The organism is Clostridium sp. AF17-21AC (genome assembly GCF_003461365.1).
GTDB lineage: Bacteria > Bacillota > Clostridia > Lachnospirales > Lachnospiraceae > Coprococcus > Coprococcus ammoniilyticus.
Genome location: NZ_QTWY01000008.1, coordinates 47,595 through 61,515, shown reverse-complemented (window position 1 = coordinate 61,515; position 13,921 = coordinate 47,595). Strand labels below are relative to the sequence as shown.

Genomic DNA, 13,921 nt, shown 5'->3' with positions numbered 1-13,921 from the left:
TCTTATAAACTGACATTTCCTGCTTGTTTGCGTTTGGAAAAGTTGCTATACTTAATAGAGTACAGGAGGGAGTTTGCCATGAAATTGATGAATAAAGATGAGTTTATTGCGTATGAATTAAAATTTTACTTTATGAAAAATAAACTGAAAGAAGGAGATAAACTCCCATCTGAACGGGATCTGGCTGAACAGTTTGGGGTACAGAGAGCTACCGTCAGATCTGCATATAAATTATTAGAGGATGAAGGGATCATAGAATGCAGGGAACGGAGCGGCAACTACATAGCCCACAGAAGAATGATATCCAATCTTGACCGAATTCGATCATTCAGTGAAAAGCTGGAAAAGATGGGGGCACAAACAAGAAGCAGACTGTTGGCGTTTGAGCGTGTGGAAGTAGATAAGGAACTGAATAAAAGTATTAAGCTTCCGTTAGGAACTCCGTTATTCAAAATTACCCGTATCCGTATGGTCGTAGAAGAAGACAGGGCTGTTCCGATCACCATAGAATATTCATATATACCGGAAAGCAAGGCTCCTAAGCTGATGCGGTTTGATCTGGAAGATAATTCGTTATTTGATATTTTGATTCAGGAATATCATCATATTCCCAAAAAACAGGAATTAACAGTCGGAATTGTATATGCTGATGAAAATGAAGCCAAAGCCTTGAATGTTGACAAGCTGACTGCTCTTGTAAAAAAAGAGGGAATCACATATGACGAGAAAGGTGAGGTTATGGAATATCTGCAATCGGTGATCAATAAAGAATGGGTCGCATTTGAAAAAGAAGATCCTGTCATTAAGCAAAAGATGGAGGAGGTGCTCCATGGATTATAGAATGCCATTATATATTCAATTACAGGATTCTATTATCAAGAAAATAGATGAAAAAAAATATCTGCCGGGTGAAGCAATACCAAGTGAGAGAAAAATGGCGGAAGCTTATGGTGTGAACCGTATGACCGTAAAACGTGCGGTTAGTAAGCTTGTAGAAGAAGGATATCTGGTTTGTAAACCGGGCTCCGGAACGTATGTTGCACAAAGAGATAAGAAAAAGATCGATCTGGATAATTCAAATGAAGCAGGAAATACCGGCATCACAGCGACGCTCCGTAAGGGTGGAATGGAGGTAAAAAACCGCCTTCTCGGGACCGGTGAGATCACAGGAAGTAAATATCTGGGATATAAGCTTGGAATTTCGGATGATGAGATGATATATGGAATTTACCGGGTACGATCAGAGGGTGATATACCATTTGCAGTGGAATATACATATGTACCGGCAAAATATTTTGATGATCTGGATGAGTTTGATTTCGCCAAAGTGTCTTTATATGATTATATGGAAGCAAAAGGACATATGCCATGCCATTTTGGACAGAAGCTGGTCATATGTGAGGCAAATGAACGGCTCGCAGAGCTGCTGCAGGTGGAACGTGGAACTGCGATTTATAAGATCAATTATCAGGGTGCGGATGCAGATTATAATATTGTAGAGTTTACCATGAGTTATCTGAATCCTGCTTATACAAAATTCCGGTTTGATGTTGAGGTTTCTTAAAGGAAAGACATAAGCGTTTCTGTTACGGATCATATGGATCTTGTTATGCCGGCTTCGGTTTATAATATTAGTACTCGAAAGGTGTTATTTGAAAATGCAATTCAAAAAAGTAGAAAAGAAATGCGAAGGTAAATTTATTACCCGCTATGATATAACATATGAGACAGTGGATCATCAGGAGAAGGTATATGAGATGATCAGCCGGAATGGTGACATTACGGATTTTGAAGGACTGCATGGCAAAATGGCAGATGCAGTTGTGATCATTGCTACGGATGAGACCGGCGAGAAGATACTGATCGATAAGGAATTCCGTCTTGCTCCGGGAGAATGGGTATATAACTTCCCGGCAGGTCTGATCGATCCGGGTGAGACACCGCAGGAGAGTGCGAAGCGTGAGCTTCGTGAGGAGACAGGGCTGGAATTATATGAGATCGATGATTTCATCGGAACCAGCTACAGTGCGGTTGGTTTTTCAAATGAAACAAATGTCTGCGTTGTTGGAAAGGCACGGGGAGAGTTCCATAAGAGTACTTCTACATTAGAAGAGATCGAAGCCGGCTGGTATACAAAGGCAGAAGTCAGAGAACTTCTTAAGAAAGCAAAATTTGCAGCAAGAACACAGGCATACTGCTATGTGTGGAGCAGAGAATAGAGAATAAAAAATATAATAGCGAGGCAGTATGTTTTTATATATAAAATGTACTGCCTCGCTATTATATTTATTCATCTTCAAACGCTGTGTTATTCATTTCAGGAAAATCTAATAATTCAGAAACAGTCATATCAAGACCTATCGCTAGTCTATGGAGAGTTTTTAGTTTAGGATTTTTTGTTTTGCCAGACATTATATTTTCAACAGTACTTTGGGTTAAGCCACTTCTAGTTGCTAATTTATTAACAGTAGTATTAATCGATATACATTTAGCTCAGACTATACACAGTTAAATATAGACTATGCTGGTTTAACAGATCAGTTGGACAAGATAATAAAAGCGTTAGCTGAAAACTATGAGATTAAAATTGAAGATATAACATTGGAAGACGATACAGAGCAGATTGATTCGGAGGTGAAATAAAAGTGATATGTAAAAAATGTGGTGCAGAAGTAATGGATAATGCTGTATATTGTCCGAAATGTGGTGAAAACAGAAAAAATATAATAAAAAAGCAACGATAATGGTTATAGCCATCATTTCGGTAATATTCATTATAGTAATGGATCAATTCAGATAAGATGTGTACCACAGAATGATGGAACTGTAAAATTGCAGGGGGAGGGAACAATATACATATATACGAATTATTCAACAATTACCAGTATGTTACATACAGATAAATATAAATTTTCATTTAATAAGCAAGTTAAGGATCTAGGTACTATAAAGATAGATGATTATATAACCATGACTATTAGTTCAAATAATATAAAGGTTACATATGAAAAAAGTGTAAATGAAGTATCAGGATTTACATATAAATATGTAACTAATTGCGAGTATGAAAGGAATAAAGAATATTAAAATATATAGACATATATAGTATGAAATTTGAGGAAAGAAGTTGCTTGGAAATAGTATATAAGATGATTTTAAAAGGACATCAAGGAATGTCCTTTTATTTATGTAAACATTAATTAGATTTATAAAAAACTATAGTATTTTAGTGTTAATGTGATATACTTTTGTTAGTTTAAACTAACATGAAAGGGAGAGATACATACATGGAAGCACAGCAGAATTTACAGTGTACATTAGAAAAGGAAGGATTTCTTGGAACCTTTTTTCCGGGAACAAAGTATGCAGATAAAGCAGTTATATTTGTCGGTGGAAGTGCAGAGAAACGGGATTTTGTAGAAGCACGCGCGAAGCTTCTCGCAGAGGAAGGATTTAGTGTGTTATCGGTTGGATTCTATCTGTGGCCGCCGCTTTCAAAGGATACGGTATTTATTCCGGTTGATTATGCAGAGCGGGCGGTTCATTGGTTAAAGAATAACTGTCCGGTCGAGATTACCGGCATCGGAATGACAGGCTTATCTCTTGGGGCGGCATATACGTTATTGTGTGCGTCTATGCTCCCGGATATTTCCTGTGTGGTATCGGTATCCGGATTTGATTTTGTAGTTGAGGGCTGCAAACATATGGTAGTCAGACAGCATAAATCATATTTCAGTTATCATGGGAAAGATATACCATATGAGCAAGCAGAGGCATTGTCTCATTTAGGTTCGACCTTACGGGCATGGAAAAAGAATCCGAATTACGGATCGAAAGCGATGAACCGTTTTTACTATAATGAATGTTTTAAAGACCGTACGGATGCCAGCCGTATCAAGGTGGAAAATATACAGGGCGATGTGTTGTTGCTTGCACCGGAATATGATGATACATGGCCGTCGGATGAAGCATTTCCAAGAATCATGAGAAAGTTAGAAGAGGTTCATTTCCCTTACAGATACGAATGTGTGATTTATCCGGAAGCAGGTCATTGTCTGACGATGCCGGAGAAAGCGTTGTCGGGAATTGGTGGAGAAGAGAAGATGAACCGGATGTTGGCACACTTTATGACAATGGAAGCCAAATATCCGGAGGGTTGCCGGAAGGCAAGAGCGAAAAGCTGGAATAAGATGGTATCATTTTTTAAAGAAAGTTTCAGTGTGGAATGATTTGCATTGACGATTGCATCGGGGAGGGATTAAAATCAGAATAGAATAGATGCTATAAATAAAGCATTTGAGCAGGCAGAGGGACGGAACTTGAAGTGAAAGCCGACACAACGGTTCATACAGCCTGCAGCAACCGTATCGTTTGCAGATAAGGGTTGTAAATATCTGGACAGAAAGGAAAAATACGATGTTTCACAAAGATTATGAAAGAAAGATCAATCAGTTAGTAAATGAACTGACATTAGAAGAAAAAATAAAGATGATCCATGGTGCGGGTCTGTTCCGCACCGGGGCAGTAGAAAGACTTGGAATCCCCCCAATCGTGATGTCGGATGGTCCGACCGGGGTGCGGTTCGAATTTTTTAATGATAATTGGGGCAGAGCTGGACATAATGATGATGGCGTTACATACTGTCCGAGCAACAGTGCGATTGCAGCAACATGGAACCGGGAGCTGGCAGAAAAATCAGGAACGGTACTTGGTGAAGAAGCCAGAGGACGTGGCAAGGATATCATACTTGCGCCGGGTGTTAATGTTATGCGGACGCCGCTTTGCGGGAGAAATTTTGAGTATTTCAGTGAAGATCCATTTCTGATATCGGAGATGGCAGTTCCGGTGGTCAAGGGGATCGAGAGTTCTGACGTGGGTGCCTGTGTAAAACATTTTGCTGTTAATAATCAGGAAACAGAACGGAACTGGGTAAATGTCGAGATCGATGAACGGACGCTCCGTGAGATCTATCTGCCTGCGTTTGAAGCTGCAGTAAAGAAAGCAAATGTAAGATCTATTATGGGTGCTTATAATCTGTTCCGTGGAGTCCATTGTTGTGAAAATAATGAACTGCTCGGTGAGATACTGCGGAAAGAATGGAATTATGACGGTCTGATTGTTTCTGATTGGGGCGGCATCCACGATACAAAGGCTGCCGCAGAAAGCCCGATCGATGTAGAGATGTCGATCTATGCAAATTTCGATGAATACTGCATGGCAGATCCATTGTTAAATGCGGTAAGGAATGGCGAGATCGAAGAGGAAAGAGTTGATGAAAAGGTAAAGAGTATTCTTCGATTCATGCTCCGTGTCAAGATGATCGATATTGTAGAAGCCCAAAGTGGGTACAATGAACAGACGGCTACATATGCTGGCTGCACGGAACAGAAGCCGGCCGTCTATGCGGTTCGTGACTGGAGCCGGAAGAAAGGAAGTTATGATACTTCGGCGCATCAGGATGCAGTGTTAGAGACAGCCAGAGAATCAATTGTACTGTTAAAGAATGAAGATCAGAGACTGCCGCTTGCCCCTGAGAAGACACATCGGCTTCTGGTGATCGGACATAATGCAGCAAAGCTTCATTCAAATGGTGGCGGAAGTGCGGAGATTGCGGCACTTTATGAGATCAATCCACTGCTTGGCATTAAGATGGAGCTTGGCGGTAACTGCGAAGTGACCTATGCAGAAGGTTATTATGTACCGGATAAGAACAGACAGCAGGTACTGAACTGGCAGGAGGTAAGTCTGGATGAACTGGCATCGGAGCAGGGTGCTTATGAAGGAAATGATCCGGAAGGACGGAAGATCCAGAAGGCACTTCGTGAAGAGGCGGTTGCACTTGCTTCAGAATATGATGATGTGATCTTTGTTGGCGGTTTAAATCATGATACAGATGAAGAAGGATACGACAGACCGGATCTGAAGCTTCCATATCATCAGGATGAACTGATCACGGAGCTCTTAAAAGTGAATCCGAATATGGTCATTGTCATGATGGCAGGTAATCCGGTTGATATGAGCGCATGGATTGATGATGCAAAGTCGATTGTATGGATGAGTTATGCAGGAATGGAAGGTGGCAGAGCACTCGGTGAAATCTTGTTTGGTGAAGTAAATCCATCCGGTAAACTTGTGATGACCATGCCGAAATCTCTTGATCAAGTACCGGCGATGGTTTTTGGAGATTTCCCCGGAAGAACCTTAACGGAAGAAGAACATGAAAGAATGAATGCAAAATTGACGGAAACATACAGAGAAGGCGTATTTGTCGGATATCGGTATTATGACAAATATCAGATCCCGGTACAGTTCCCATTTGGCCATGGATTATCTTATACGACATTTTCCTATGGAGATATGCAGGTAAAAGAGCCGGATGGTCAGACATTTAAGGTACAGATCCCGGTAACAAATACCGGAAAGCTTGCCGGAAAAGAGACGGTAGAGCTGTATGTCGGAGAAGCGGAGGTAAGTCCGGAGAATCCTGTGAAGGAGCTGAAGGGCTTCTGCAAGTTATCACTTGCACCGGGAGAAACAAAGTATGCGGAATTTGAATTGACAGCAGATGCATTTCGTCATTTTGATGAGAAGACGGATGCGTGGAAGGTCATAGCAGGAAGTTATACGATCTATATCGGAAGTTCTGTTTCTGATATTCGATCGGTAACAACCATAACAATAAAATAATGAATAGATAAAATGCCGATATGAACAAACTGTCTGCCGGTACTATGAAACATCCATAGAGCAGCCGACTGATTTTCATACAATTTTGTGCTATGTCGGAGCTGCAAATGACTTTATTGCAGCAAAGACATATGCATATAAAATTGTATGAAAGGAAGGTAGGCAAACGTGATATTTCATAGTACCCGCAGGCGGGTTGTTTATATCGGCATCTGTGCGTTTATTGATATTCGTTGAGCCATTCTATTATGCCGTTTGCGATCGCGGCGGCGTAATCGTCCATGTTATCATCGTAGAGCTCTACGTCATTTTCGTTGCTGATAAAGCCCATCTCGATGATCAGACTTGTCATATTTGTCTGTTTGATAACGATGTAATCGTTGTCACTGTCAAACTGTGTTCCGGTACGGACACCACGGTTATCGGAGATTCCGACCTTTTCCAGATTGGACAGGATGGTATCTGCGATCGCATGGTTCTTTTCGGAACCGGAGCTGTAGATCCATGCTTCTACACCACAGGCCTCAGGATTTGCTGCGTAGTTCCTGTGGAGTGCCAGATAGAGATCTGCGTCGCAGTCATTTGCAATCGCAGCACGTTCTTCGGAAGAAACGGTAGAATCATCATCACGCGTCATGACAACTTTTACTCCGTTTTTCTTTAATAGTTTTGCAACCTTTAAGGAAAGCTTCAGATTCCCGTCTTTTTCATGAATATTATTAATTCCGGTTGCACCGATATCGGAACCGCCATGTCCCGGATCCAGACAGACTGTGTATTTTCCGTCCGGTTTTATGATCGAGACGGCATCCTTGCTGCTTTTTGACCGACTGACCGCCAACAGGACGGACAGAACGATAACGGCGATGAGCAGGACGATGTTGACACCGATCAGGAATTTTATGACAGACCGCATCTGTGTAACGGTCAGTTTCTTTTTTGTTTTTCCAGCCATAATGTATAAAACTGCCGGAGCAGCCCTTTCTGTTTCTAGTTTATTCTCAACTAAGATACTCTAAAATGATCGGATTTTCAATACGATAGAAAAGATTTAATATTTGTGTATATGGGCAATATACGAAGAAAGATGGAATGACAGGTGACATAATACAGCAATTTATATAGAAAAAACCAAAAGAAACCGATAAATTTCTAAAGATTTCAATATTGTCAAATGAAAATATGAGTGTTACCCTAATATAGGGTGGCAGGGAGAAGATAAGAAAAGGAATAAAAGATGATCGTAGATTTTCATACTCACACATATCCGGATAAAATAGCTTCAAAGACACTTGAACTGTTAGTAAGTAGATCAAAGACAAAGCCGGCATCAGATGGTACACTTGCAGGCTTGCAGCATTCAATGGCGCAAAGCGGCGTTGATATTTCTGTTGTCCTTCCTGTTGTAACCGCACCTCATCAGGTGGAGCGGATCAATACCGTGGCAAAGACAGTAACAGCCCAGTTTACGGGTAGTGGTGTCTGGTCATTTGGCGGAATCCATCCCGGAAATGATAACTATAAAGAGATTTTAAATGGTATCAAGTCTGCCGGATTAAAGGGAATTAAGCTGCATCCGGATTATCAGGATGCCATGTTCAATGATATCCGTTATAAACGGATCATCAGTTACGCAACAGAGCTTGGTCTGGTCGTTGTGGTTCATGCCGGAGTAGATATCGGGCTTCCCTCTGTAACACATTGTACACCGGACATGGTGTGCGAAGTATTAGATGAAGTTCAGCCGGAGCGGCTCGTTCTTGCACATATGGGTGGCTGGAATCTCTGGGACGAGGTACTTGCGAAGCTGTGCGGAAGAAATGTATATATGGATACAGCATTTTCCTATGGAGAGATTGCATGGCTTTCGGGTGCTGAACATCGTTGGAAGCTGGCATCAGAGGAGATGTTCCTGAAACTGATCAGAGCACATGGAGCAGACCGGATCGTATTTGGAACAGACAGTCCGTGGACAGATCAGAAGCGGGCCATAAAGGACATACAGGCACTTCCGTTATCAGATGAAGACAAGAAAAAGATCCTTGGAGAAAACGCATTGCAGCTTTTGGGACTGCCGGATGCAGAATAGAAAATATAAAGAGAACTATACAATATATTTGAAAGCATTAGAGGATTCATATATAAAAGTAAAATAAATTTCCGATAAATTAGTAAAAATAGACATTGCGCAAAAATTAAAAATGTGTTACAATTTTGTTACAATAAGAAAAGGAGAGAAGATAGCTCCTAAGACATCCGAAATTTAAGTCGTTGTTTTTTTCACAAAAAAATATTCATAAATACAAGGGACTGCCTGTAAGATGGCGGTCCCTTTCCCTTTCTTGTGCAATCAGGTTCCTCTCGTCTAACGACTCGATGATTAGCGGTCGTCAAATTGAAAACAATTTTGTGCAATCAGGTTCCTCTCGTCTAACGACTCGATGAACATTGACCATCATATAGAAATTTGTGCTCTTGCGTTGCAAGCACAATTTCTGCATGATGATTGATTGCACAAAAAAAGAACCAGATCACATCTGGTTCTTAAGAGCTGGGCTACAAGGATTCGAACCTTGAAAATGCTGGAGTCAGAGTCCAGTGCCTTACCATTTGGCGATAGCCCATTGCTGTCAACAGATGATATTATATTATAACAGTTTGAAAAAAGCAAGCACTTTTTTAAAAAAATTACAAAAAGTTATTTATACGCAATGAACACGAAAAATTTGAGAATAAAAATCAATGGAAATAGAAAATCCAGGTAGAAATAATAGCCCGGCTGTTGTATAATGGGAGCACTTGTGGAGATGACATTATAATAGGAAATGGAGAATACATATGTACAGTTTTGATGCGATCGTAAGATACAGCGAAACGCATGGAAGACAGGAAGCAAATGCGGCAACGATAGCAAATTACTTTCAGGATTGTGCGATCTTCGATTCAGAACAGGCAGGAATTGGAATTGAATATCTGAAGGACCATAACCGGGCATGGTTTCTGATCTCATGGCAGATCGATGTGGAGCGGTATCCGGTATTACAGGAGAAGATCAGGGTTGGAACCTGGGCATATGATTTTAAAGGTTCCATGGGATATCGTAATATAGTTATTCGGGATGAGAATGGAGCGAATATTGTACAGGCAGCTTCCCAGTGGAGTTATATTGATACTGATACGCTTCGTCCTGTAAGAATTGAGCCTGAAGTAGGAGCAGCATATCCTCTTGCAGAAAAGCTTCCGATGGAATATGCTCCGAGAAAGATCCGGCTGATCGAAGGCATGGAAGAGACAGACAGAAGGGTTGTTCTGCCTTATCAGATTGATTCGAATAACCACATGAATAATGAAGCATATATTGCGCTGGCGTTGGAATATATCGATTCGGATGACATGATCTGTCAGATCAGAAGCGAGTATAAGCGGCAGTTTGTAAAAGATGAATGTATCGTAATAAAGAAAGCAGAAAGAGATGATCTGATACAGTTTGTATTTGCAGATGAAGAAGATCAGACCAGATGTATAGTAGAATTTAAAACAAAGAGAACGGGGAGACAGACAGCATGATCAAGATTGGCGAATGGAACCATTTAGAGGTTGTAAAAGAGAAAGATTTCGGCATTTACCTTGCCGGGAAAAAATACGATGACGAGGAAGTCCTGCTTCCGAAGAAACAGGTACCTGCGGGAACAAGAATGGGAGATCAATTAGATGTATTTATCTATCGTGATTCCGCAGATCGCCTGATCGCAACAACAAATCATCCGATCATAACGATGGGAGAACTTGCAGTATTAAAATGTGTCAATGTGACAGGCATCGGTGCATTTATGGACTGGGGACTGGAAAAAGATATCCTGCTTCCTTTTAAAGAGCAGACAAGCAAGGTAAGGGAAGGTCAGTCGTATCTGGTCCGGATGTATGAGGATCGTTCCAAGCGTTTGTGCGTCAGCATGAAGGTATATGCCTATCTGGAGACACAGTCCCCATATAAGGCAGGGGATTCCGTAAGTGGAACGGTATTTGAATTTAATCAGAATCTGGGAGCCTTTGTTGCGGTTGATAATCGTTATTCAGCCCTGATCCCGATGAAGGAGATCCATTCCCGGATCAATGTGGGTGAGACGGTAGAAGCCCGTGTGGCAAATGTCAGAGAAGACGGCAAACTCAATCTGAGTTTACAGAAGCCGATCCGTGAACAGATCAACAATGACAGCGAGATGGTATACAATATCATTGAAAGCTATGGAGGAACCTTACCATTTAATGACAAGGCAGATAAAGAAGTGATCGAGAAAGAGTTCGGACTTAGCAAGAATGCATTTAAGCGTGCGGTTGGACATCTGTTAAAAGAGGGTAAGATCCGGATCACAGAGAAAAACATTATCATCAAATAATGTATTCGTAAATGAGCAGGAATGTTCAGGAGAAACAAAAAGACAGCTATGCGTGTTATATGGCTGAAAAGTACCAGGAAATGAAAGGATGAATATGAGTAATTTCAAGGTTGAATTAAAAAAAGTAGTAGACGACAGCTATGAGATCGAGATTGGATATGAGCTGGAACAGAAGCTGATCGATGATCTGAAAGCCGGTCTGGTTGGAAAAATATCCAAATTTGTAGTAGTTACAGACAGCAATGTAAAAGAGCTGTATGCGGACAAGATTTATAAGATGCTTGAAGAAGCAGGATACAAGACAGATCTTATAAGTTTTCCGGCAGGAGAACTGAGCAAGACCAGAGCGACAAAGGAGTATGTAGAAGATACCATGCTTGCAAAGGGATATCGGAGAGATTGCTGCATTATCGCCGTTGGCGGTGGCGTGGTGACAGACCTTGCAGGATTTGTAGCCGGAACCTACGGCAGAGGAATTCCGTTTATCAATTATGCAACCACACTGCTTGCGGCTGCTGATGCATCGGTAGGTGGCAAGACTGCTGTTGATACGCCGCTTGCTACAAATCTGATCGGCCTGTTCAATCAGCCACAGAAGGTATATCTGGATATCGCAACATGGAAGACACTTCCACAGCGACAGTTATCTTCAGGTCTTGCAGAGACGATCAAGCATGCTTGCCTTGCAGACAGGGAATTCTTCGATTATCTGTCAGAGCATATCAAAGATGTGCTTGCAGTAAAGGACGAGGTATGCAGACATATCGCGGAGAAGAACTGCGAGATCAAATATCAGGTCGTTATGAAGGACGAGCGGGAAAGCGGTTTGCGTGAGGTTTTGAACCTTGGACATACGGTTGGAAGAGCCATCGAGACAGTCAGTGATTATAAGCTGTTGCATGGAGAGGCCGTTGCGATCGGTCTGGTTGCAGAGGTGAAGATGGCAGAACATTTTGGCTACTGTACAGCAGAGGATGAAGCAGCTATGGTTGCCATGTTGAAGCAGGCAGATCTTCCAACGGAGATTCCGGATTATATAGACCGTGACGCTCTGGTTAAGAAGCTGTATACCGATAAGAAGGTCAGAGACGGACATTTGCGTTTCGTTTTACAGCATGGAATCGGCGCAATCGAGGTATTTGATGGTGACCAGTACGCAAAAGCCATACCGGAGAGTCTGGCAAGAGAGATTATTATGGAGATGTAGGCATTAAATTTCAGGAGGATATAAAAATGGATAAGAAGATAATCAGCACAGAGAAAGCACCACAGGCAATCGGACCATATTCACAGGCAATCGTTGCTAACGGATTTTTATTTACGTCAGGAATGGTTCCGATCGATCCTGCAACGAATCAGTTAGTAGAAGGAGATATCACAGTTCAGGCAAAACAGGCAATCTCAAATCTGAAGAATCTGATCGAGGCATCCGGTTCATCCTGTGACAAGGTTGTAAAGACTACAGTATTTATTAAGGATATGAACCAGTTCTCAATTATCAACGATATTTACAAAGAATATTTCAACAAAGATTTCCCTGCACGTTCTTGTGTAGAAGTTGCAAGACTTCCAAAAGACGTACTGATTGAGATCGAAGCAGTAGCAGTTGTATAAATAAAGATTATAAAATGATGGTGTGGCAGATGTATGAATGATATCTGCCACATTATTATAAGAGGGTATATGGAGACAAGAAAGAAAATTTTTGGAGCTGAATGTTTGTTTACAGCATTGATCGCAGTTTACGAGGTCGTAACGGTGTTGGCGTTATTTACAGATCTGTTTTCCGGCATCACGATAAAACAAAACATATTATTCAGTCAGAGTCTGATATTTGTACCAACAGTGTTATATCTGTTCATCATGAGAAAGCATGTAAAGGATATCATCTGGTTTCGGAGATTTCATCCGTTGACACTCCTGCTGATTCCACCACTGGTTCTGTTTATGGAGCCACTTATTACATTGTTAAATGCAATTTCAATGTTATTTGTGCGAAATGAGATCAGTAATGCAGCTTCAGCATTGGTTGATCATAATACACTTGGAACTTCGCTTTTTTTCATGGCATTTTTGCCGTGTGTGATAGAAGAACTGGCGTATCGTGGTGTCATGTTCGGAAGCTTTCATGAAGCCGGCAGATTAAAGGCCATATTGATGTCAGGTTTTTTATTTGGACTGATGCATATGAATTTTAATCAGATGGCATATGCGGTTGTGATCGGTCTGATCTTTGGATTTGTTGTAGAAGCAACCGGAAGCATTATTCCAACAATGATCATGCATTTTCTGATCAATGGTTTTTCTGTTGTTATAAAGCATATTGCAAATATCATTCCGGCGTTAAAAGATCAGGCAGAAAATACAGAAGTAACACAGACGATGCTGCTCAGCACCATCCGGGCATATATACCTATGGCACTGGTTGGCACTGTAATATCAGCAGGAATTATTTATCTGCTTGCAGTCATAAATGGCAGAAAGGAGAGCTTCGCCGCTGTATTCACCGAACCTTTTAATCGGTACGATGAAAATGGCAAAAAGCTTCGACTGCTTACCCCGCTTATGATCGTGGTCATCCTCTACTGCCTGATCCGCTGCGTTGTCGAAGAATTTTTATTTTAAGCATAAAACATCAGCTATCCCCATTCTGCAGAAGTTTAAGGTATTGAGCTTAAGGATTCCCTTTGTTTGAATACCTGTCTGCAAAGACTTGTTCAGTTTTCTATGATCTGTACATGTCTGATTCGCTCATGCTCCTGTGCTAACTCGTCCTTCGGACTCAAACAAGCACTCGCATTCGCTGACAATGTACATCTCATAACGAAAACTCCACA

13 protein-coding genes and 1 tRNA gene are annotated in these 13,921 nt (G+C 41.3%); 11 read left to right on the top strand and 3 right to left on the bottom strand.

Going from position 1 to position 13,921, the window contains the following annotated elements; translation table 11 throughout:
• The first annotated feature begins 78 nt into the window (after window positions 1-78).
• From DWW85_RS11445 to DWW85_RS11435, 3 genes are all read left to right on the top strand, one after another.
• Window positions 79-840: a GntR family transcriptional regulator gene (locus DWW85_RS11445; protein WP_117808698.1), complete on the top strand. Its 762-nt coding sequence runs from the start codon at window positions 79-81 to the stop codon at window positions 838-840.
• Window positions 830-1,564 (top strand): GntR family transcriptional regulator, encoded by a 735-nt coding sequence (locus DWW85_RS11440; protein ID WP_117808697.1) that lies wholly within the window; start codon window positions 830-832, stop codon window positions 1,562-1,564. Before DWW85_RS11445 ends, DWW85_RS11440 begins: the two co-directional genes overlap by 11 nt.
• A gap of 94 nt (window positions 1,565-1,658) precedes the next feature.
• Complete coding sequence (locus tag DWW85_RS11435; RefSeq protein WP_117808696.1) at window positions 1,659-2,219, top strand: NUDIX hydrolase; 561 nt, start codon at window positions 1,659-1,661, stop codon at window positions 2,217-2,219.
• Window positions 2,220-2,286: 67 nt separating this feature from the next.
• On the opposite strand, the gene DWW85_RS11430 is transcribed toward DWW85_RS11435, so the two are convergent.
• Complete coding sequence (locus DWW85_RS11430; protein WP_226801040.1) at window positions 2,287-2,478, bottom strand: helix-turn-helix transcriptional regulator; 192 nt, start codon at window positions 2,476-2,478, stop codon at window positions 2,287-2,289.
• An 809-nt stretch (window positions 2,479-3,287) separates the two neighbouring features.
• Here DWW85_RS11430 and DWW85_RS11415 point away from each other — a divergent pair.
• Window positions 3,288-4,229, top strand: coding sequence for an acyl-CoA thioester hydrolase/BAAT C-terminal domain-containing protein (locus DWW85_RS11415; RefSeq protein WP_173783669.1), 942 nt, complete (start codon window positions 3,288-3,290; stop codon window positions 4,227-4,229).
• Window positions 4,230-4,416: 187 nt separating this feature from the next.
• Window positions 4,417-6,687, top strand: a complete 2,271-nt coding sequence (locus tag DWW85_RS11410; RefSeq protein WP_117808691.1) for a glycoside hydrolase family 3 C-terminal domain-containing protein — start codon at window positions 4,417-4,419, stop codon at window positions 6,685-6,687.
• 220 nt (window positions 6,688-6,907) lie between these two features.
• Here DWW85_RS11410 and DWW85_RS11405 read toward each other — a convergent pair whose 3' ends face one another.
• Window positions 6,908-7,642, bottom strand: a complete 735-nt coding sequence (locus DWW85_RS11405; protein WP_117785320.1) for an N-acetylmuramoyl-L-alanine amidase — start codon at window positions 7,640-7,642, stop codon at window positions 6,908-6,910.
• A 282-nt stretch (window positions 7,643-7,924) separates the two neighbouring features.
• Here DWW85_RS11405 and DWW85_RS11400 point away from each other — a divergent pair, with 282 nt between their 5' ends.
• Window positions 7,925-8,776, top strand: coding sequence for an amidohydrolase family protein (locus DWW85_RS11400; RefSeq protein WP_117808690.1), 852 nt, complete (start codon window positions 7,925-7,927; stop codon window positions 8,774-8,776).
• A 462-nt stretch (window positions 8,777-9,238) separates the two neighbouring features.
• Here the strand turns inward: DWW85_RS11400 and DWW85_RS11395 are convergent.
• Window positions 9,239-9,311 (bottom strand) — tRNA-Gln (locus DWW85_RS11395).
• Between the two features lie 214 nt (window positions 9,312-9,525).
• Between DWW85_RS11395 and DWW85_RS11390 the strand changes: the two genes are divergently transcribed.
• The 5 genes from DWW85_RS11390 (at window position 9,526) to DWW85_RS11370 (ending at window position 13,709) form a co-directional block, all read left to right on the top strand.
• On the top strand, window positions 9,526-10,254 hold the full coding sequence (locus DWW85_RS11390) for an acyl-ACP thioesterase domain-containing protein (RefSeq protein WP_021943622.1): 729 nt from the start codon (window positions 9,526-9,528) through the stop codon (window positions 10,252-10,254).
• On the top strand, window positions 10,251-11,084 hold the full coding sequence (locus tag DWW85_RS11385; protein ID WP_117808689.1) for a S1-like domain-containing RNA-binding protein: 834 nt from the start codon (window positions 10,251-10,253) through the stop codon (window positions 11,082-11,084). Before DWW85_RS11390 ends, DWW85_RS11385 begins: the two co-directional genes overlap by 4 nt.
• Window positions 11,085-11,178: 94 nt before the next feature.
• Window positions 11,179-12,291 carry a 3-dehydroquinate synthase gene (gene aroB, locus DWW85_RS11380; protein ID WP_117785388.1) on the top strand — a complete coding sequence of 371 codons (1,113 nt, stop codon included), beginning with the start codon at window positions 11,179-11,181 and terminating at the stop codon, window positions 12,289-12,291.
• A gap of 26 nt (window positions 12,292-12,317) precedes the next feature.
• On the top strand, window positions 12,318-12,698 hold the full coding sequence (locus tag DWW85_RS11375) for a RidA family protein (protein ID WP_008401150.1): 381 nt from the start codon (window positions 12,318-12,320) through the stop codon (window positions 12,696-12,698).
• Window positions 12,699-12,767: 69 nt separating this feature from the next.
• Window positions 12,768-13,709, top strand: coding sequence for a type II CAAX endopeptidase family protein (locus DWW85_RS11370; RefSeq protein WP_173783670.1), 942 nt, complete (start codon window positions 12,768-12,770; stop codon window positions 13,707-13,709).
• Window positions 13,710-13,921 lie beyond the last annotated feature (212 nt).